14 protein-coding genes and 5 tRNA genes are annotated in these 19543 nt (G+C 71.9%); 7 read left to right on the forward strand and 12 right to left on the reverse strand.

Going from position 1 to position 19543, the window contains the following annotated elements:
* Nucleotides 1-100: 100 nt before the first annotated feature.
* The 5 genes from ACIGXW_RS22310 to ACIGXW_RS22330 all read right to left on the reverse strand — a co-directional run bounded on the left by ACIGXW_RS22310 (nucleotide 101) and on the right by ACIGXW_RS22330 (nucleotide 6189).
* Nucleotides 101-1354, reverse strand: a complete 1254-nt coding sequence (locus ACIGXW_RS22310; protein ID WP_399574695.1) for a peptidoglycan DD-metalloendopeptidase family protein — start codon at nucleotides 1352-1354, stop codon at nucleotides 101-103.
* 321 nt (nucleotides 1355-1675) lie between these two features.
* The gene (locus ACIGXW_RS22315; RefSeq protein ID WP_399575109.1) at nucleotides 1676-2890 is read right to left on the reverse strand and encodes a PP2C family protein-serine/threonine phosphatase; all 1215 of its coding nucleotides are present in this window, start codon (nucleotides 2888-2890) and stop codon (nucleotides 1676-1678) included.
* Between the two features lie 191 nt (nucleotides 2891-3081).
* Nucleotides 3082-4740, reverse strand: a complete 1659-nt coding sequence (locus tag ACIGXW_RS22320) for a DEAD/DEAH box helicase (protein ID WP_399574697.1) — start codon at nucleotides 4738-4740, stop codon at nucleotides 3082-3084.
* Nucleotides 4741-4937: 197 nt separating this feature from the next.
* Complete coding sequence (locus tag ACIGXW_RS22325; protein WP_109282060.1) at nucleotides 4938-5141, reverse strand: cold-shock protein; 204 nt, start codon at nucleotides 5139-5141, stop codon at nucleotides 4938-4940.
* Nucleotides 5142-5352: 211 nt separating this feature from the next.
* Nucleotides 5353-6189 carry a DUF6227 family protein gene (locus ACIGXW_RS22330; protein WP_399574698.1) on the reverse strand — a complete coding sequence of 279 codons (837 nt, stop codon included), beginning with the start codon at nucleotides 6187-6189 and terminating at the stop codon, nucleotides 5353-5355.
* Between the two features lie 179 nt (nucleotides 6190-6368).
* Here ACIGXW_RS22330 and ACIGXW_RS22335 point away from each other — a divergent pair, with 179 nt between their 5' ends.
* Complete coding sequence (locus tag ACIGXW_RS22335) at nucleotides 6369-7091, forward strand: SDR family oxidoreductase (RefSeq protein WP_399574700.1); 723 nt, start codon at nucleotides 6369-6371, stop codon at nucleotides 7089-7091.
* Between the two features lie 50 nt (nucleotides 7092-7141).
* Here the strand turns inward: ACIGXW_RS22335 and ACIGXW_RS22340 are convergent, their stop codons facing one another.
* The 5 genes from ACIGXW_RS22340 to ACIGXW_RS22360 all read right to left on the reverse strand — a co-directional run bounded on the left by ACIGXW_RS22340 (nucleotide 7142) and on the right by ACIGXW_RS22360 (nucleotide 12476).
* Complete coding sequence (locus tag ACIGXW_RS22340; protein WP_399574702.1) at nucleotides 7142-8362, reverse strand: MFS transporter; 1221 nt, start codon at nucleotides 8360-8362, stop codon at nucleotides 7142-7144.
* Nucleotides 8363-8731: 369 nt separating this feature from the next.
* Nucleotides 8732-8804: transfer RNA gene (locus tag ACIGXW_RS22345), tRNA-Lys, on the reverse strand.
* Nucleotides 8805-8935: 131 nt separating this feature from the next.
* Entirely contained in the window at nucleotides 8936-11161 is a 2226-nt protein-coding gene (locus ACIGXW_RS22350) for a DEAD/DEAH box helicase (RefSeq protein WP_399574704.1), read from the reverse strand.
* Nucleotides 11162-11443: 282 nt separating this feature from the next.
* Nucleotides 11444-11893 carry a hypothetical protein gene (locus ACIGXW_RS22355; protein ID WP_399574705.1) on the reverse strand — a complete coding sequence of 150 codons (450 nt, stop codon included), beginning with the start codon at nucleotides 11891-11893 and terminating at the stop codon, nucleotides 11444-11446.
* A 232-nt stretch (nucleotides 11894-12125) separates the two neighbouring features.
* Complete coding sequence (locus ACIGXW_RS22360) at nucleotides 12126-12476, reverse strand: metallopeptidase family protein (protein ID WP_360913344.1); 351 nt, start codon at nucleotides 12474-12476, stop codon at nucleotides 12126-12128.
* A 160-nt stretch (nucleotides 12477-12636) separates the two neighbouring features.
* Here ACIGXW_RS22360 and ACIGXW_RS22365 point away from each other — a divergent pair.
* The 6 genes from ACIGXW_RS22365 to ACIGXW_RS22390 all read left to right on the forward strand — a co-directional run bounded on the left by ACIGXW_RS22365 (nucleotide 12637) and on the right by ACIGXW_RS22390 (nucleotide 17469).
* Nucleotides 12637-12709: transfer RNA gene (locus tag ACIGXW_RS22365), tRNA-Glu, on the forward strand.
* A gap of 39 nt (nucleotides 12710-12748) precedes the next feature.
* Nucleotides 12749-12823, forward strand: a tRNA-Asp gene (locus ACIGXW_RS22370).
* Nucleotides 12824-12849: 26 nt separating this feature from the next.
* Nucleotides 12850-12923: transfer RNA gene (locus ACIGXW_RS22375), tRNA-Phe, on the forward strand.
* Nucleotides 12924-13016: 93 nt separating this feature from the next.
* Nucleotides 13017-16958: an ATP-dependent RNA helicase HrpA gene (gene hrpA / locus ACIGXW_RS22380; protein ID WP_399574706.1), complete on the forward strand. Its 3942-nt coding sequence runs from the start codon at nucleotides 13017-13019 to the stop codon at nucleotides 16956-16958.
* Nucleotides 16959-17072: 114 nt separating this feature from the next.
* A tRNA-Asp gene (locus ACIGXW_RS22385) sits at nucleotides 17073-17147 on the forward strand.
* A 106-nt stretch (nucleotides 17148-17253) separates the two neighbouring features.
* Complete coding sequence (locus tag ACIGXW_RS22390; RefSeq protein WP_399574708.1) at nucleotides 17254-17469, forward strand: DUF6274 family protein; 216 nt, start codon at nucleotides 17254-17256, stop codon at nucleotides 17467-17469.
* Between the two features lie 473 nt (nucleotides 17470-17942).
* On the opposite strand, the gene bldC is transcribed toward ACIGXW_RS22390, so the two are convergent.
* Both bldC and ACIGXW_RS22400 read right to left on the reverse strand, forming a co-directional pair.
* Entirely contained in the window at nucleotides 17943-18149 is a 207-nt protein-coding gene (gene bldC / locus ACIGXW_RS22395; RefSeq protein ID WP_003949541.1) for a developmental transcriptional regulator BldC, read from the reverse strand.
* Nucleotides 18150-18632: 483 nt separating this feature from the next.
* Entirely contained in the window at nucleotides 18633-19487 is an 855-nt protein-coding gene (locus ACIGXW_RS22400; protein ID WP_399574710.1) for a hypothetical protein, read from the reverse strand.
* Nucleotides 19488-19543: the final 56 nt, after the last annotated feature.

A 19543-nucleotide genomic window follows, 5' to 3' on the forward strand; every position in this document is an offset into this window, starting at 1 on the left:
GCAGAACATTCCCGGCAAATCACATCTTTGGCGCCTGTAACCCGGCTGCCTCTCTGGGGTTGCGGTGCCCGTCGCCCTCTCCCCCGGCCTCCCCCGGCGACTAGGGCTGCAGTCCCCTGGCGCGCAGCCATGACAGCGGGTCCACCGGCGCACCGCCGCCGGGCCGCACCTCCAGGTGCAGATGGGGGCCGGTGACGTTGCCGGTCGCGCCGACGCGGGCGATGACCGTGCCCGTACCGACCTTCCCGGACGTGACCACCATCGACGACAGGTGGCAGTACCAGACCTCGGTACCGTCGCCGAGCGTCAGCACGATGCGGTAGCCGTACGCGCCGGCCCATCCGGCCTGTGTGACCGTGCCGCCGCCGACCGCCTTGACCGGGGTGCCGGTCGGGGCGGCGAAGTCCTCGCCGGTGTGGTTGGCGGACCACATGGTGCCGGCCTGGCCGAAGCCGGCGGTGAGGGTGTACGAGCCCACGGGCAGGGTGTACGAGCCGGTGGCGGCGGAACCGCGCTTTCCGGCAGGGGCCGGGGGGCGCTTCGCGGGGGCCGCGGGCCGTTCGACCTCGCCCGCCCCGGTCCGCTCGGCGGCGCCGGCCGCCGCGGCCCGGCCGGCCCCGTGCGCCTCCGCCTCGGCGGCCTGCGCCGCCGCCCGTGCCCCCTGGGCCTCCTGAGCTGCCTGGGCTGCCTGCGCTTCGCGCGCCTCGTGCGCCTGGGCCTGCTCCGCCGCGACCTTGCGCTTCTCTTCCGCCGCGGTGCGCGCCTCGCTCTCCCGCGCGGCTTCATCGGCGGCGTTCTGCTGGCGCTCGGCCTGCTGGAGGATGCGGGCGCGCAGTGCCTCGCCGGCGTCGGCGGTGCTGTGCGTGGCCGCCGCGACGGCCGGGGCCCCGTCGACCGGTCCGGCCCCCGCCTCGGCGCCGGAGGCCTGCTTCTCCTCGCCGCCGGCTATGAGGGAGCCGACGCCCGGAAGCTTCTGCGCCAGGTCGGGCACGGATATCGGCGTCGGCGGGCGGTCCTGCGCGCTCGCCATGCCGCCCGCGCCGACCGCCGCGATGACGCCGACGCCCAGCACCGCGCCACTGCGGGCCATCGTGCCGCCGCGCTGCTTGACGACGCGGTGTCTGCCGCGAACGGGCCCCGTCGCGGAACCCTCGGCCGGGTTCCACTCGCCCCAGGTCTCCTCGGCATCGGGGCCGTGACCACCGCCATGGGCGAAAGCGGAGCCGTCATGGGCGAAAGCGGAGCCGTCATCGGCGAAGGCGGGGCCGGCCGGCGCCTCACCCGGAGCCCCACCCGGTGCGCTGTTCGAAGAACCGTACGAACTGTCGTCGAGAGCAGGCCTGTTGGACGCCACGGAGGCGTACTCCTTTCCTTCCCACTCGCCTACCGGGGTTGGCGTGGGGGCCCCTCCCAGGCCGTTCAGGCTCTGGGGAGGGTTCGGAGCAGGAAGGTCTCCTACGGGCCGGCGCGCGGTCCGATTCACCCCAGAGTTGATGGTTCCCCGGTTCCGCCCACGGGATTCGGCGAAGGCGCGCGGCGCCGCCTCTTGCGACGGCTGCAACGACCGCGCTGCGTTATCGAACGTTAATAGACACCGCCACCGGATTCCAAGCCGAAAGCATGAAATGGCACGCCTCTTGGGCGGATTTTGCGATGCGCGCCAGCTGACCGTTCGTCAGTTGTTATCGGTTCGAATGCGGACGGTACGGGTGGTGGTCGGGGTGAGCGCGTGGGTGATGGCGGCGGGGCGGTGGCGGCCGTCGCCGCGCCGGATGGCGAGCAGGGCCATGTCGTCGTCGGCCGGCCCGCCGGCGTGCCGGGCGACGTCCGCCGTCAGGGCGTCCAGCAGCGCCTCCGGGTTCCTGAACTGCTTGCCGCTGAGGCGCTGCAGCGGGTCGTAGAAGTTGCCCTCGGCATCCCGCGCCTCGGTGACCCCGTCCGTAAAGAGCAGCAACGTGGACCCCGCCGGGAACTCCCACTCCTCCACGCGGTCGGGCCATTCCCCCAGCTCCCCCATGCCGAGCGGCAGCGCCGGCGCGCCGGGGTACGCCTCGCCGACCGTGCCGTCGGCGTGGAGCAGGAGCGGGGGCGGATGGCCGCGGTTGACCAGGCGCAGCGCGGTGGTGCCGGGCGGGACCTCGGCGAGTACGGCAGTGGTGAAGCCCTCGCTCTGATCGAGGTTCGCGCGCCGGGCGCCCTCCCTCTGCAAGGCGCGCTCCAGTCGCACCGCGAGCCCCTCCAGCGTGCGCTCCTGCTCCGCCGCCTCCCGGAACGCGCCGACCACGACGGCGACCGCCTCCACCGCGCCGAGCCCCTTGCCGCGTACGTCCCCCACGATGGCGCGCACGCCGTACGGGGTCTCCTGCACGGCGAACAGGTCGCCGCCGATCCGGGCGTCGGCCTCGGCCGCCAGGTAGCGCGCGGCCACGCGCAGTCCGCCGATGCGGGCGGGCGGTACGGGCAGTACGGCGCGCTGGGCGGCCTCCGCGATGCACCGGACGGAGGCCAGCTTGCGGTCGCCGCGGCGCACGACGCGGTTGATGCCGAGGGCGAGGGCGGCGACGGCCAGCACGGTGGCGATCTCGGTGACGGCGGCGCCCGTGTGGGGCACCCGGCGGATGATCGTGAGGGTGGTCATGGCGGTCAGGGCCGTGACGGCGGTGACGAGCGTCGCGCCGTGGGACAGCAGGGCTGCCGCGATGAGGGGTGAGCAGGCGAAGAAGGGGGCGGAGGAGTAGTGCGAGGGCGTCAGGACGTCGAAGACGACGCCGGAGACGATCAGCAGCGCGGGCAGCGGGCGCGCCGCGGACAGCCGGCCGGCGAGGTGCGGGCCCGTCCGGTGGCCGTGCGCGAATGGTGGCTCCGACTGGGGTTCGAGCCCCTCTGGCATCCCCACCGTGCGTTCTCCTGACCGGCCGCCGTCCCTGGGCATCGCGTTCCACCCTTGCGCAGCGCGCGGGCCTTCGCGAACGGTGTTGCGCCGGACGGGGTGGGGGAAACGGTGAGGCGGGGCCCGGAAGACCGGGCCCCGCCTCACCGGGACATCAGGACGTCAGCGCGGAGCCGAACGGGATCGGCGCGTCAGGACGCGGCCGAGCGGCGACCGCCGCCACCGCCGCCGCCGCGGCGCGAACGGCCGACGGCGTTGCCCGGGCGGGTGCCGCCCGAGCGGCGCGAACCCTCGCCGCCGCCGTTGCCGCCGAAGCCGCGGAAGGGACGTCCGCCGCCGTTGCCGCTGCCGCCCGAGGCGGGAGCGCCGGCGGCGTCCGTACGGGTACGGCCGCGGCCGCCGCGGCTGCCGGAACCGGAGCCGCGCGAGCGGGAGGAGGACTTGCCGGCACCCTGCGGCTGGGCCGGGGCCGGGGCCGCGATGACGACCGGGACGCCGCTGGGCTCGCGCGCACCGGTGATGCGGGCGAGCTCCGGGTCGGTCGGGTAGGTCTTCATGACGTTCGGGGTGATCTGCGCCGTGGTCATCATGCGGCTCATCTCGCGCCGCTGCTCGGGCAGCACGAACGTGACGACCGTGCCGGACTCGCCCGCGCGGGCGGTGCGGCCGCCGCGGTGGAGGTAGTCCTTGTGGTCGACCGGCGGGTCGATGTTCACGACGAGGTCGAGGCCCTCGATGTGGATGCCGCGCGCCGCGACGTTCGTCGCGATCAGGGCGGTGACCTGGTCGGTGCGGAACTGGTCCAGGACCCGGTTGCGCTGCGGCTGGCTCTTGCCGCCGTGCAGGGCCGCGGCACGCACGCCCTCGGACAGCAGCTTCTTCACCAGGCGGTCGGCGCCGCGCTTGGTGTCCACGAACATGATCACGCGGCCGGAGCGGGCTGCGACGCGCGTGACGGCGTCCTTCTTGTCCTGGTCGGTGACGTGCAGCAGGTGGTGGTCCATCGTCGCGACCGCGCCCACCGACGCGTCGACGGAGTGCGTCACCGGGTCGGAGAGGAAGCGGCGGACGAGCCGGTCGACGTTGCGGTCGAGGGTCGCGGAGAACAGCATCCGCTGACCGTCCGGGCGCACCTGGTCGAGCAGCTTGGTGACCTGCGGCAGGAAGCCCATGTCGGCCATCTGGTCGGCCTCGTCGAGGACGGTGATCGCCACGTCGCCGAGCTTGCAGTCGCCGCGCTGGATGAGGTCCGCGAGGCGGCCCGGCGTCGCGACGAGCACCTCGGCGCCGCGCGCGAGGGTCTGGGCCTGGCGCCCGATGGACATGCCGCCGACGACCGTGGCCACCCGGAGGTTGACGGCGGTCGCGTACGGGCTGAGCGAGTCGGTGACCTGCTGCGCCAGCTCGCGGGTGGGGACGAGGACGAGCGCCAGCGGGCGCTTGCCCTCGGCGCGCCGGCCGGCGGTGCGGGCGAGGAGCGCGAGGCCGAAGGCGAGGGTCTTGCCGGAGCCCGTGCGGCCGCGGCCGAGGACGTCGCGGCCGGCCAGCGAGTTGGGGAGCGTCGCGGCCTGGATCGGGAAGGGCTCGGTGACGCCCTCGCGGGTCAGGGTCGCCAGCAGGCCGGAGGGCATGTCCAGCTCGGCGAAGGTGCCGACGGGCGGGAGCGCCGGCGTCGTGCTGACCGGCATCTCGAAGTCACCCTGCGGTGCGGCGGGGCGCCGGCGGGCGGCCGGCTGGGACTCGTCGGAGCGGCGCGGTCGCGAGGAGCGGGCCGGACCCGAGGTGCGAGCGGAGCGGGCAGGACGGGCGGGCCGATCGGGGCGATCGGTGCGTGCGGCGGAGCGAGTCATGCGGGGACCTTCCCTCAATGGGGTGCCAAGCCCCCTGTGTGGCCATTCTGGCGGGCGCCGAGTGGCGCCTTCGGCCTGTTTGACGAGCGCGACAATGGGGCCCGCACCCAGTGGTGCGGGCCCCATCGCGAGGTTCAGCGAGCTTCTGAACGTCCGGAAGACTCCTGGTCGTTCGAAAAACTCCTGATCGTCGGTCGTCAGATGGTGACGATGTTCTCCGCCTGCAGGCCCTTCTGGCCCTGCGTGACGTCGAACGACACCTTCTGGCCCTCGAGGAGCTCACGGAAGCCGCTCGAGGCGATGTTCGAGTAGTGGGCGAAGACGTCGGGGCCGCCGCCGTCCTGCTCGATGAAGCCGAAGCCCTTTTCGGAGTTGAACCACTTCACGGTACCGGTCGCCATTTTTGTCTCCTTAGCGATGGGATGGGCCCCAAGGCCGGAAACAAGACCGGCGAAAACAAAAATGCGCCTTCGGCTACATAACCGTCAGGCGCACACGAGTTCATGGGTACCACAACTGCAACTCGAACTAGTGTAGCACAAACCGACAGAGCCCCGCTGAGCTGGGCAAACGCCCCTCCGCACACCTCTCTCCCCACCCGCCCCGGCCGCGCTATAACTCCACCCCCTGGGCCCGGGCGTGCCGGTCCGCCGCCACTTCCGCCTCCGCCTCGTCGAGGTAGACCTCGCAGACGAGCCGGCCGTCGGCGGTCATGTTGTGCTCGAGCTCCCAGAGGCTGACCTCGCCCCCGCCCTCCAGCAGGAAGGCGTGCTCGTAGAACCGGCACCAGGTGGCGTCCCGCCCGGCGCTGCGGCGCCTCGGCTTGGTGATCAGCGCGATGTGGTGGCCGAGCGCCCCCTGGAGCAGCTCCCGCACCACCTCCCCCGGCCCGTCGGCGTTCTCCGCGCGCCGCAGCAGCCGGCGGGCGTGATCGGGCGAGGCCTCGGCGACGTACTCCCGCCGGGGCCGCGTCGGCCCCATGGCCAGCAGCAGCTCCTCCGCCAGCCAGGCGGGCAGCTCCTCGTCCTCGCTGCCGGGGCCGATGCCCCCGCCGCCGATGCGGTCGTGCACCCGGCGCTCGGCGGCGTCGAGCGCGCTCTCGTGCACGTACAGCTCGTACAGGAACCCCTCCCGCACGCCCGTGTCGTGCTCCAGCTCGTACAGCAGCAGGCTGCTGCCGTCCGCGAGCAGGAAGATGTGCCGGTAGGTGTTGCAGCGCAGGGGGCGCGGCTCGTCGTTGCGCTGACGGTACGAGCGGAGCTCGGCCTGGTGCATCAGCGCGGTGCGCAGCCGCTCCAGGACCGACTCGCCGATCTCGAAGCCGTTCTGGGCCCGCTTCAGCAGCTCCTCCACCTGCTCGGCGGGCGTCGGTTCGCGGCCGGCCGGGCCGCCCGGCTCGCCGCAGCCCCTGCTCTCGCCCTCGCCCCCGCCCGCTCGCGTCTTCGCCATGCCCGTCGACCTCCCGACCTTCGCCGCACCCACCCCGCGCCACTTACCGTAGCGGCGCGAACACGGGAGGGGGGCGGGGTTTTCACCAACTGGCGGCGGGGCCGGGGGCTCCGCCCGGCCGGTCCCCCGAACGCCTGCCCGCCGGGCGCACGGCCCCGCGCCCGCCTAGCGTGCTGGGCATGACCCTTGGACTCGTCGTCATCACGGGCGCCGGCTCCGGTTTCGGCGCCGCGTGCGCCCGGCTGTTCGCCGAGGACGGTCATCCCCTGCTCCTGCTGGGGCGGCGCACGGACCGGCTGGAGGCCCTGGGGCTGCCCAGGGCCGTAACCGGGGCTGTCGACGTCACCGACCGCGCCGCCTTCGCGGCGGCGGTGGCCGGGGCCGAGGCGACGTACGGGCCCACGGACCTGCTCGTCAACAACGCCGGCGTCATGCTCACCGGCGATCCCCTCACCCAGGACCCCGCCGAATGGGACCGGATGATCGACGTCAACGTCCGGGGCGTCCTCAACGGGGTCCACGCCGTCCTGCCCGGCATGGCCGAGCGCGGCCGCGGCACGGTCGTCAACATCAGTTCAATCGCGGGCCGCAAGACCTTCGGACCCAACGCGATCTACTGCGCGACGAAGTTCGCGGTGCACGCGGCGACGGAGGCCATCCGCGAACAGGCCGCCCCGCACGGCGTACGCGTGAGCGTCATCGCCCCCGGCTACGCGGCGACCGAGCTCAGCTCGCACATCACCGACCCGGACACGCGGGCGGCCTACCAGGCGGCGGAGGCGTCCCTGGAGGGCGGGCTGACGGCCGACGACGTCGCCCGGGCCGTCGCGTACGTCTACCGGCAGCCGCAGAACGTCTGCATCCGCGAGATCGTCCTGGCGGACACCAACCAGGTGGCCTAGCGGGCCGTACAGGCTAGGGCGTACGTACGGGCCAGGGCGTACGTACGGGCTCAGGCAGCCTCCACGACCGCCGGCGGCCCCTCGCCCGTCCGCCCGCCGGCCCACCACCCCGTCAGGGACAGCGCCGACAGCAGCACCCCCGCCCCGACGAACGACCCCGCCGGGGCGGCGTCCACCACGTACGGCAGCAGCAGGAGCCCGGCCGTGCCGGCCGTACGGGACGCGGTCTGGTCGACGGTCAGGAGCCTCAGCCGCTCGGCCGGGCGGAACCGGGACAGGTGCGTGCGCAGCGTCACCGCGCAGACGGGGAAGAGCAGCCCGGAGGCCACGCACAGCGCGACGACGACCGTCATGGAGTCCGCGACGCCCAGCCCGGCCAGCGCCAGTCCGGACGCCGTCCACGCGAGGCAGTACGTGCCCAGCCACGGCCAGGTGCGCGGCAGGTGTCCGGTCAGCAGGTTCCCGGCGAGGCCGCCCGCCCCGGTGGCGGCCAGCGCCAGCCCGTAGCCGGCGGCGCCCTGGCCGAAGCGGGAGACCAGCAGCGGCGGCAGGCCGACGGTGGAGACGGCCGCGGCGAACAGCGCCACGCCGTGCACGGCGATGGCGACGCCGACGCGCCGGTGCGCCCTCAGCACGGACCGGCCCCGTACGCCCTCGGGCCCCTTGGCCCGCGGCGGGGCCGTCCGGCCGGCCGCCGTGCGCCGGCCGAGCCATCCCAGGGCGAAGGCGGAGACCGCGAAGGTGAACCCGTCGATGGCGAACAGCTGGATCTCGGACATGTACTGCAGCAGCACGCCGACGCACCCCTGGCCGACCACGGCCGCGACCCGCGCGGTCAGGTCGAACAGGCAGCTGACCTGGGCGACCTCCTCCGGCTCCACGAGCTGGGGGATCAGGGCGGCGAGGTTCGGTTCGAACAGGGCGGTGAGCGCGCCGAGCAGCAGGACGAGCGCCAGCATCGCCGCGAAGCCCGTCAGGTCCGGTGACCACAGCAGCGGCACGCCCACCGCCACCGCCGCGCGGCCGGCGTCGATCCACGCCAGCGAGCTCCAGCAGGCGAACCGCGCCATCAGCGAGCGGGCGCCCCCGAGCACGATGTACGGCAGCGCCTCGACGGCGGCCACCAGGCCCATCAGCGCGGACGATCCGGTGGCCGCGTAGACCACCCACATCGCGGCGATCCCGTACAGCCGGTCGCCCAGCACGGACAGCGTCATCGACAGCCACAGCACCCGCACCGGCCTGCAGCGCAGCAGCCGAATATGCCTCATGGCGATGTACCTCCGGCAAATCCGGTTCCGGGGTGCCGCACCCTAGGGCCGCCCCCGCGGCCCATCCCCGGCGAACCGGCACGAATGCGGAGCAACGCCGGCCGCGCGCCACCCGCACGTGTCGCGGTGTTCGCCGGCCGTCTCAGTGAGTGGACCGGCGGCTTTTATCCGAAGCCCCGGTGCGTACGCGAGCCGTGTTCACCTATCCGGATGACTGTCCCGCGATTCTGCGACGCGAAAGCAACCGGTCGATGCGGGAGTTGGGCCTGCCGTGCGTCGGGCCCTGCCGGACATGACTCCGCCCCGGCCGGGGTTCCCGGTCGGGGCGGAGGTGCGCGGGTCACAGGCGTCGCCCGACCCGCTTCGCGGTAGGCCGTGTGGGACTCGAACCCACAACCAATGGATTAAAAGTCCACTGCTCTGCCAATTGAGCTAACGGCCCGCACACCGCAGCATAGCCCGGACGGGCCCCGGAGCCCGAGTCGTTATGGCTCTCCGTCGCGCCGGGCACCAACGGGCGAGGGCCCGTACGGCACTGTCGTGTCGTACGGGCCCTCAGTTCAGCTGGGCTGATCAGCCGTTGCGCTTCCAGCGCGGCTTGTCGTCGCGGCGGCCGAAGGAACCGGTGCCGGTGCCACCGCGGTGGTCGTCACGACGGCCGGCCGGACGGTCGCCGCCGGAGCGGTAGCCACCGGTGGAGGGGCGGTCGTCGCGGCGGTCGCGGTTGAACGGACGGTCGCTGCCGCCGGAGCGGAAGCCGCCACCGGTCGACGGGCGGTCGTCACGACGGAAGCCACCGGAGGGGCGGTCGTCGCGGCGGAAGCCGCCACCCTGCGGGCGGTCGTCACGGCGGAAGCCACCGGACGGACGGTCGTCACGACGGAAACCACCGGAGGGACGGTCGTCACGACGGAAGCCACCGGCGCGGTCGTCGCGACGGTCGTCACGGCGGAAGCCGCCACCCTGCGGGCGGTCGTCACGGCGGTCGTCACGACGGAAGCCACCCTGCGGGCGGTCGTCGCGGCGGAAGCCACCGCGGTCGTCACGACGGTCGTCGCGGCGGTCGTCACGACGGAAACCACCGGAGGGACGGTCGTCACGACGGAAGCCACCGGCGCGGTCGTCGCGACGGTCGTCACGGCGGAAGCCGCCACGGTCGCCACCGCGGTTGTCGTCACGGCGGTCGTCGCGACGGAAGCCGCCACGGTCGTCACGACGCGGGCTGTAGTTGCCCCGCTCGTCACGGCGCTCGTAGGCGGGCGCGGACTGGGCCGGCACGGAGGCGACGGGCGCCTCCTCAGCCTTGGCGGTCTCGGCGGCCTCGGCAGCCGCGGCCTCGGCGGCAGCGGCGATCGCGGCCTCCGGGTCCTCGCCGCGCTCGCGGGCGGCACGCGCCAGGAGGCGGTCGGCCTCCTCGCGCAGCTCGGTGGCGCGGCGCTGGACGCGCTCCAGCTGGCGGTTGAGGTCCTGGAGCTCGCGCTCGGCCTGCTTGGCGGCGTTGGCCGCCGAGTCGGCCTGGACCTCGGTCAGGGAACGGGCACCCGTGATCTTGGCGACGTCCTCGTCGAAGGCGCCGGCACCGCCGACGATGTGGCGCGAGGCGTCGACGCCCGCGTCCTCCATCAGGCGGAAGATCTGCTTGCGCTGGTGCGGCAGGGCCAGGGAGACGACCGTGCCGGACTGGCCGGCGCGGGCCGTACGGCCGGAGCGGTGCAGGTAGTCCTTGTGGTCGCCCGCGGGGTCGACGTTCAGGACCAGGTCGATGCCGTCGACGTGGATGCCGCGGGCGGCGACGTCGGTGGCGACCAGGCAGTTGACGTAACCGGCCTTGAAGTCCTCCAGGACGCGGGTACGGGCGCCCTGGGTCATGCCGCCGTGCAGCGCGTCCGCGCGCACACCGGAGTCGAGCAGCTGCTCGGCGACGCGGTCGGCGCCCATCTGGGTGCGGACGAAGATGATCGTGCGGCCCTTGCGGGCGGCGATGGCGGCCGTGACCGGCGCCTTGTCCTTCGGCTTCACGACGAGGACGTGGTGGGTCATGGTGGTGACCGCGCCCTGCGCCGCGTCGACCTCGTGCGTGACCGGGTTGACCAGGTAGCGCTTGACGAGGGTGTCGATCTCGTTCTCCAGCGTGGCGGAGAACAGCAGGCGCTGGCCGCCGGCCGGAACCTGGTCGAGGATCTCGGTGACCTCGGGCAGGAAGCCCATGTCGGCCATCTGGTCGGCCTCGTCGAGGACGGTGACCTCGACCTTGTCGAGGGAGGCGGCGCCGCGGTTGAGGATGTCGCGCAGACGGCCCGGGGTGGCGACGAGGATGTCGACGCCGCGCTCGAGGGCGTAGATCTGGTTGCCCATGGACGTACCGCCGCAGACGACCTTCATCTTCAGGCCGAGGACGTCGCCGTAGGGCTGGAGGGCGTCGGCGACCTGCATCGCCAGCTCGCGGGTCGGGGTGAGGATCAGGCCGCGGGGGCGCTTCTTCTCGGTGTGACCGCCGGCCAGCGTCGACAGCAGCGGCAGACCGAAGGAGAGGGTCTTGCCGGAGCCGGTGCGGCCACGGCCGAGGATGTCCTTGCCGGCCAGGGCGTCCGGGATGGTCGCGGCCTGGATCGGGAAGGGCGTGGTGACGCCGTTCTGCGCGAGCTTGCGGACGATCGAGTCGTCCAGACCGAGGTCGGCGAAGGTGATCTTCGGCTCGGCCTCGACGGCAGCGGTGTCGACGGCCTCGACGGCGTCAGCGGTCTCGACGACCGTCTCGACGGCCTCGGGCATGGTGGTGGTGTCAGTGGAAATGGACATGCGAAATGCGAAACCTTCCGGAGTTTCGGCACGCGCCCAAGCTCCGTGTCGGCTTCACAAATGACCGCCTCGATGCGGTCAGCCACGGCAAGGTAAGGAACGCGCCACACGGCGCGCTTCTGTCAGGCGCCGGGCAAATGGGATCAAACGATCTACCACCATACGCACCCACTGCCTGGCAGCGCAAGCTGGCGCCCGGATGGCCTACGCCACATCCCGCACGCGCCCCCGCCGACCTGCACCGATACGCCCTGCGGAACGGCCCCGGAACCCTTGCCGCGCCTAGGAGGGGCCGGGCTGCGGCGTCGACGGCGAGGTGGGGCCGGGGGGCTGGGAGGGGGGCGTGGGAGGCGCCTGGGTGGGCGGCGCCTGGGTGGGCGGCTGCGAGGGCGCCGGCGGCTTCCCCGGCGCCGGGGAGGTGCCCGGGCCACCGGCCGGCGGCTTCGGCTGGGCGCCGGGCTTGCCCGGCCGCCCGGCCGGGGGTGAGGCGCCCGGCGCGGTCGAGGGCGAGGCCGACGCCGATCCGGACCGGCCGCCCTTGGCCGCCGGGCTGCCGCTGGCCCCGCCCTTGCCCGACTTCGCGTCCGCGTGCCCCGGGCGGCCGCCCGGGAGCCGCAGGCCGCCGTCCGGCTGCGTGCCCGTCTCACGCTGCTTGCCCGAGCCCGCCGGGGCGGGGCGTCCCGGGTCGCTCACGCTCATGCACCCGCCCAGGGTCAGGGTCGCGACGGCCACGGCCGCGATTCGGGTGAACGTTGCTGCGTGCGCTGACATTGCGCGCATGGGACGGACCGCCTTCGGGTACAGGGGGACAGGCCCCCTGCCCAACTGGCACCGCACCGCACAGGACACGCGGGGCGCCCGGGCGTCAGCCATCGATCATCCGTAGCCCTGCACCGGTCCCGCCCGCCTCACGACCGGTCCTGTCCGGTCCCCGCCGGTCGCGCCGCGACCCCGGGGCGTCCGCTCACCCGTAGCCCAGCGCGTGCAGCCGCTCGTCGTCGATGCCGAAGTGGTGGGCGACCTCGTGAACGACCGTCACCTCCACCTCGGCCACGACCTCTTCGCGCGACTCGCACATCCGCAGCGTCGGTCCGCGGTAGATCGTGATCCGGTCCGGCAGCACCCCGGCGTACCACTCGCCGCGCTCGGTCAGCGGCGTGCCCTCGTACAGCCCGAGCAGCTCCGGATCCTTGGCATCGGGCTCGTCCTCCACGAACACGGCGACGTTGTCCATCAGCCGTGTCAGCTCCGGGGGGATCCGGTCCAGCCCCTCGGCGACCAGTTCCTCGAACTCCTCGCGCGTCATCTCCAGCACCCGGCCATTGTCCGCCACGAAGCCCGTCGGGGGCATGGGGCGGGGCCGCCCGCGGACCCCTCCCGGAAAGCGCTCGGCAAACCGTTTTGGCGTTAGGTCCCTGCATCCCATATGCTTCTCACGTCCCCGAGGCGCTGCGAAGCGCCCAGGTGGGCCATCAGCCCTCATCGTCTAGTGGCCCAGGACGCCGCCCTTTCAAGGCGGTAGCACGGGTTCGAATCCCGTTGGGGGCACGCTGTACCGTGTGCGAGACTAGTGCTCGCACATAGCATGGTCCTGTGGAGCAGTTTGGAGTGCTCGCCACCCTGTCAAGGTGGAGGCCGCGGGTTCAAATCCCGTCAGGACCGCTGTGATCATCCTCGGATGATCGCGTGGCTGGGTAGCTCAGTTGGTACGAGCGTCCGCCTGAAAAGCGGAAGGTCGCCGGTTCGACCCCGGCCCCAGCCACAGTGAGCCCCTCACCCTCGGTGAGGGGCTCAGTGCTTTCCCCGCAAAATGCGTTCGCCGCTTCGCGGCGGCTGGTGCGATCCTGGACTTCGTATGTCTACGCAGCCTGCCCCCGCCACGTTCGCCGACCTCGCCGCCCGCCTGCCCGAGCTGATGCTGCGCGACGCGCAGCGGCTGGGCCGCCGGCTCGACGGGGCGCGCCGCATCCGCAAGCCCGAGGCCCACGCGGCCGTCCTCACCGAGATCGCGACGGAGATCGGCTCGGCCGAGCTCCGCGTGGCCGCCCGCCGGGCCGCGGTGCCGACCGTCGACTACCCCGAGCAGCTTCCCGTCAGCCAGAAGAAGGACGTGATCCTGGAGGCGATACGCGACCACCAGGTCGTGATCGTCGCGGGTGAGACGGGCTCCGGCAAGACCACCCAGATCCCCAAGATCTGTCTGGAGCTCGGCCGCGGGGTCAAGGGCCTGATCGCGCACACCCAGCCCCGCCGGATCGCCGCCCGCACGGTCGCGGAGCGGGTCGCCGAGGAGCTGCGGACGCCGCTGGGCGAGGCGGTCGGCTGGAAGGTCCGCTTCACCGACCAGGTCGGCCCCTCGACCATGGTCAAGCTGATGACGGACGGCATCCTGCTCGCCGAGATCCAGACGGACCGCGAGCTGCGCCAGTACGACACGATCATCATCGACGAGGCGCACGAGCGCAGCCTCAACATCGACTTCCTGCTCGGCTATCTCGCGCAGCTGCTGCCCCGTCGCCCCGACCTCAAGGTCGTGATCACCTCCGCGACGATCGACCCCGAGCGCTTCTCCCGCCACTTCGGCGACGCGCCCATCGTCGAGGTCTCCGGCCGTACGTACCCGGTCGAGGTCCGCTACCGGCCACTGCTCGAGGAGGACTCGGGCGACGCGGACCGCGACCAGGTCACCGCGATCTGTGACGCGGTGGAGGAGCTGCAGAAGGAGGGGCCCGGCGACATCCTGGTCTTCCTCTCGGGCGAGCGGGAGATCCGGGACACGGCGGACGCGCTGGAGAAGAAAAAACTTCGCTTCACCGAGATCCTTCCGCTGTACGCGCGGCTGTCCCACGCCGAGCAGCACCGCGTCTTCCAGCGGCACACCGGCCGCCGTGTGGTCCTGGCGACGAACGTCGCCGAGACGTCGCTGACCGTCCCCGGCATCAAGTACGTCATCGACCCCGGCTTCGCCCGGATCTCCCGCTACAGCCACCGCACGAAGGTGCAGCGGCTGCCGATCGAGCCGGTCTCGCAGGCCAGCGCCAATCAGCGCAAGGGCCGCTGCGGCCGTACGAGCGACGGCGTCTGCATCCGGCTGTACTCGGAGGACGACTTCCTCGCCCGCCCCGAGTTCACGGACGCGGAGATCCTGCGGACGAACCTGGCCTCCGTCATCCTGCAGATGACCGCGGCCGGCCTCGGGGACATCGAGAAGTTCCCGTTCATCGACCCGCCGGACCGGCGCAACATCAAGGACGGCGTCGATCTGCTGCAGGAGCTCGGGGCGATCGACCCGCAGCAGAAGGACCTGAAGAAACGGCTCACCCCGCTGGGCCGCAAGCTCTCGCAGCTCCCGGTGGACCCGCGGCTGGCCCGCATGGTCCTGGAGGCCGACCGCAACGGCTGTGCCCGCGAGGTCATGGTCATCGCGGCGGCGCTGTCGATCCAGGACCCGCGCGAGCGGCCGTCGGAGAAGCAGGCGCAGGCCGATCAGCAGCACGCCCGGTTCAAGGACGAGACGAGCGACTTCCTCGCCTTCCTGAACCTGTGGCGGTACGTGCGCGAGCAGCAGAAGACGCTGTCGTCGTCCGCCTTCCGCCGCATGTGCAAGTCGGAGTACCTGAACTATCTGCGCATACGCGAGTGGCAGGACATCTACTACCAGCTGCGCACGGTCGCCAAGGGCATGGAGATCCACCTCGCCGAGGAGGACGCGGCGCCGGAGCGGGTGCATCAGGCGCTGCTGTCCGGGCTGCTTTCCCATATCGGTCTGAAGGACACCGAGAAGAACAACGAGTACGTCGGTGCCCGCAGCGCCAAGTTCGCGGTCTTCCCCGGTTCGGCGCTCTTCAAGAAGCCGCCGCGCTGGGTGATGTCGGCGGAGCTGGTGGAGACCTCCCGCCTCTGGGCGCGGGTCAACGCGAAGATCGAGCCGGAGTGGATCGAGCCGCTCGCGCAGCACCTGGTCAAGCGCACGTACAGCGAGCCGCACTGGGAGCAGAAGCAGGCGGCGGTGATGGCGTACGAGCGGGTGACGCTCTACGGTGTGCCGATCGTCACGCAGCGGAAGATCAATTACGGGCGGATCGACCCGGAGACCAGCCGTGAGCTGTTCATCCGCAACGCCCTGGTGGAGGGCGACTGGCGCACGCACCACCAGTTCTTCCACGACAACCGCAAACTCCTCGGCGAGGTCGAGGAGTTGGAGCACCGTGCACGCCGTCGCGACATCCTCGTGGACGACGAGACGCTCTTCGATTTCTACGACCAGCGGCTGCCCGAACACGTCGTCTCCGGTGCGCACTTCGACTCCTGGTGGAAGCACAAGCGGCGCGACGAGCCGGAGTTGCTCAATTTCGAGCACTCCATGCTCATCAACGAGAACGCCGAGGCGGTCACCAAGGACGACTACCCGGACTCCTGGCGGCAGGGCCGGCTGAAGTTCAAGGTGACGTATCAGTTCGAGCCGGGGGCGGACGCGGACGGTGTGACCGTGCACATTCCGCTGCAGGTCCTCAACCAGGTCTCGGCCGAGGGCTTCGACTGGCAGATCCCGGGGCTGCGCGAGGACCTGGTGACGGAGCTGATCCGTTCGCTGCCGAAGCCGATCCGCCGCAACTGCGTGCCGGCGCCGAACTTCGCCCAGCGGTTCCTCGATTCCGCCGTACCCCTTCAGGAGCCGCTGACGGCCGCGCTGGCCCGTGGGCTGCACCGGATGACGGCCGTGCGCATGGAGGCGGAGGACTTCGACCTCGCCAAGGTGCCGGACCATCTGAAGATCACTTTCCGGGTGGTCGACGAGCGCAAGCGCAAGATCGCCGAGGACAAGGACCTGGAGGCGCTGCGCCTGCGGCTCAAGCCGAAGACGCAGGCGGCGATCACCAAGGCCTTCGAGAAGGCCGCCGAGTCCACCGGGGGCGCGGGTCCCGAGCAGCGCTCGGGCCTGACCCGGTGGACGATCGGCACGCTGCCGCGGACCTTCGAGACCCGCCGCGCGGGCCAGCCCGTCAAGGCGTACCCGGCGCTCGTCGACGAGGGCGCCTCGGTGGCCGTACGGCTCTTCGACACCGAGCCGGAGCAGCGCGAGGCGATGTGGCGCGGCACCCGCCGCCTGATCCTGCTCAACCTGCCCTCGAACCCCGCGAAATTCGCCCAGGACAAGCTCGGCAACCAGCAGAAGCTCGCCCTGTCGCGGAATCCGCACGGCTCGATCCAGGCCCTGTTCGACGACTGCGTCTCGGGTGCGGCGGACAAGCTCATGGCGGCCCACGGCGGGCCGGCGTGGGACGAGGAGTCCTTCCGCAAGCTCTTCGACGCCGTGCGGGCCGACATCGTCGACGCGACGCTCGACACGATCCGCAAGGTGCAGGAGGTGCTGGCGGCCTGGCAGGCCTGCGAGCGCCGGCTGAAGGACACCACCAGCCTGGTGCTGGTGCCCTCCCTCACGGACGTCAAGGAGCAGCTGGCCGAGCTGATCAGGCCGGGCTTCGTCACCGACCACGGCGTCCGTCGCCTGCAGGACCTCCTGCGCTATCTGGTGGCCGTCGACCGGCGCCTGACGCAGCTGCCGACCAACGCCGACCGGGACCGGGCGCGGATGGCCAAGGTGAAGGAGATGCGGGACGAGTACGCGTGGCTGCTGGAGCAGTTCCCGCGGGGGCGTCCGGTGCCGCAGGAGGCCCGCGACATCCGCTGGATGATCGAGGAGCTGCGGGTGAGCTACTTCGCGCACGCGCTCGGGACCGCCTATCCGGTCTCGGACAAGCGGATCGTGAAGGCCATCGACCAGTTGGCGCCCTGATCGCGGCCGGGCGGGGGACTGTGCCCCACGTCTCCTCGATGTGGTTCGACCGCACCCCCTGACCTGCTGTAGAGTCTTGTTTCGCAGCCCCACGGAAGTGGGAAAGCGAAGCAAGGTCCTGTGGAGCAGTTTGGAGTGCTCGCCACCCTGTCAAGGTGGAGGCCGCGGGTTCAAATCCCGTCAGGACCGCATGAGTTGAAGGCCCGGATCCAGTCTTGGATCCGGGCCTTCGCGCGTTCCTCCTTGACTGCGACACGTGCCAGGGGTACCCAGTCAGTGGGAGGTGCTGCGCCCTATGACGACGCGGACCGGGAAGCGGACCGAGAGCATCCGGCATGAGACCCGGGCGCTGCTGCGTGCTCACCTCTCCGCCGCCGCCGGCTATCGCCACCTGACCAGACACTGCCCCGTCTGCCATCGGCTGCTGCGGCTCGCCCAGGAGGCCGGGAGCGATCCACAGGGCCCTCAGGAGGCCGTGGAGGCGCCGGAGGAAAGTCCCTCTTCCCGGTGACGGGCGAAACGGCCTCCCGGCTGACGTCCGGCCGCCGGGGCCCGCGCCACGCCGGTGCGCACAAGTTCTTTACCCCAGTGGGTCGATGAGGGACAAGCGCGTGATGCTGTGACGGGTGTCACCGAAAGAGTTCCGAGAGTGAGGCAACTTACCCCCCTCCTACACCCGGTCAATTTAATATGTGCAATTGCACCGACCTCGAGACCGCGCCCCGGCGCCGGCCGGACCACCCGGGGGCAGGGGGCGAGCGGTGGGGCGACGGCGTACGCGGGGCGCATCGCCCGCGTCCGGGCATAAAAAAGATCGCGCTGGACCCGGCGGAGTCCAGCGCGATCGACGACCAGCCCAAGTCGGTGGGCACGGATGCTGTTGGGGCAGGCATCCCGTCGTTTGGTGCTTGTGGAGCTTCAGATGGAGCTCAAACGGGCGTCAGCCGGGTTGGGGGCCCCGGAATCACCCGGTGATTCAGTTGTTCAGGCCTCGCTACGCTGCTGCGGAATGCCCGCCAGCAGTGCACGGACCTCCGCTTCGCGGTATCGGCGGTGTCCTCCGAGCGTGCGGATGGACGTGAGCTTGCCAGCCTTGGCCCAGCGGGTGACCGTCTTCGGGTCCACGCGGAACATCGTGGCAACCTCAGCCGGGGTCAGCAGCGGCTCGGCATCAGGGGTGCGAGCGGTCATGAGCGGCCTCCTCGGGAGAACCGAACCATCACGTCGGTTCTTTCCTCTAAATTCTGCACCTTGACCCGCGTTGCCCGAAATGGCGGACGCGGGCCGAGTCGGTTATAGGACGAACGGCTTGTCCTCGGCACTACAACTACACCATCTGTCCAGCCACGTCGGCCAAACCGATGGAATTGCCCTCTCAGGTGTTCAACCTCGACGGAAGCCGATGGACCATGCCATAGCGGACAGTCACGCCACCGTGACGATCAGTCACAGCGGGATCAGGGGTCCCCAGACCCGTCAAGGAGTGCAATACCGATCTATCCGCCCTTACTTGGACGGAAGGAGTCCTTCCTGGACTCCTTGTCCTATTTTGCCACGAGGGTGGGCGATCGGCGCAAGACCTTACGTAAGTGCGTTAGATCACGGTTGCCGCTAATAGCCCGGATCGGGACCTAGGTCCCTGACCCGCCCTCACGGCCGGCCGGCACCGCCGGGTCAGTTCGCGAACTGACGGTCGCGGACCGTCCTCCAACGCTCCGTCAGCCGCTCGTACGCCTCACCGGCCCGCACTCCGTCTCCCGCCCGCAGCGCCGCCAGCCCCTCCGCCGTGTCGGCGGCGGAGTGATCCTCGGCCAGCTGTGCCTCGGGAACCATATGCACAAGTCCGCCGTAGTCGAGCTCCACCAGGGAGCGCGGATGAAACTCTTCCAGCCATCGCCCCACATCGACCAGCCCGTCGATGAGCGGTCCCTCCTCGATCGCGTCCCGCAGCGTGCGCAGCCCCCGCGCCACCCGCCGCCGGGCCTGGACCATGGGGGTGCGGTAGCGCAGCAGCGGCCCCTCCATCCCGCCCGCCCCGGGTTCGCCCTTGCCGTGCTCGCGCTCCTCGTCGGAGAAGAGCACGAACCAGCGCAGCGGCACCTGCCAGGTGGCCGTCCGGATCCACGGCCGGGCGTCGGGGTTGCGCTCCGCCCAGCGCTCGTGGTCCGCCTGCGCCTGGCGGCGTACGACGGGCGGCAGCACCGCGTCCAGGACGGGCGCCGGGAACCGCTCGATCAGCTCCTCCAGGGCCAGCCAGCCCCGCAGCCTCGTCCGCCACGGACAGACGCACACGACGCCGTCCACGACCGCGACGAAGGCGTCGCCGCTCTCGTGCACCGGCACCGGCACCGGCGGGGTGGGCAGCAGGTCGGCCAGCGACCGGCGCAGCTCGTCCTGGGCGCCGGGCAGCACCGGTCGGCGCGCGTAGCGGGCCCAGTGCGAGCGCTCCGGTTCGGGGAAGGCGCCCAGCGGCTCGTAGACCCGTAGGTACGCCGCGTACGGGACGGTCACCGATGACGCCACGCCCACGCTCGCTCCCTCAAGCCGTAGGTCACCCCCAGGGAGTTGCGGGCGCCCCTCCCCAT

Origin of the sequence: Streptomyces sp. NPDC053079, from assembly GCF_044546695.1 — a bacterium.
Lineage (GTDB): Bacteria > Actinomycetota > Actinomycetes > Streptomycetales > Streptomycetaceae > Streptomyces.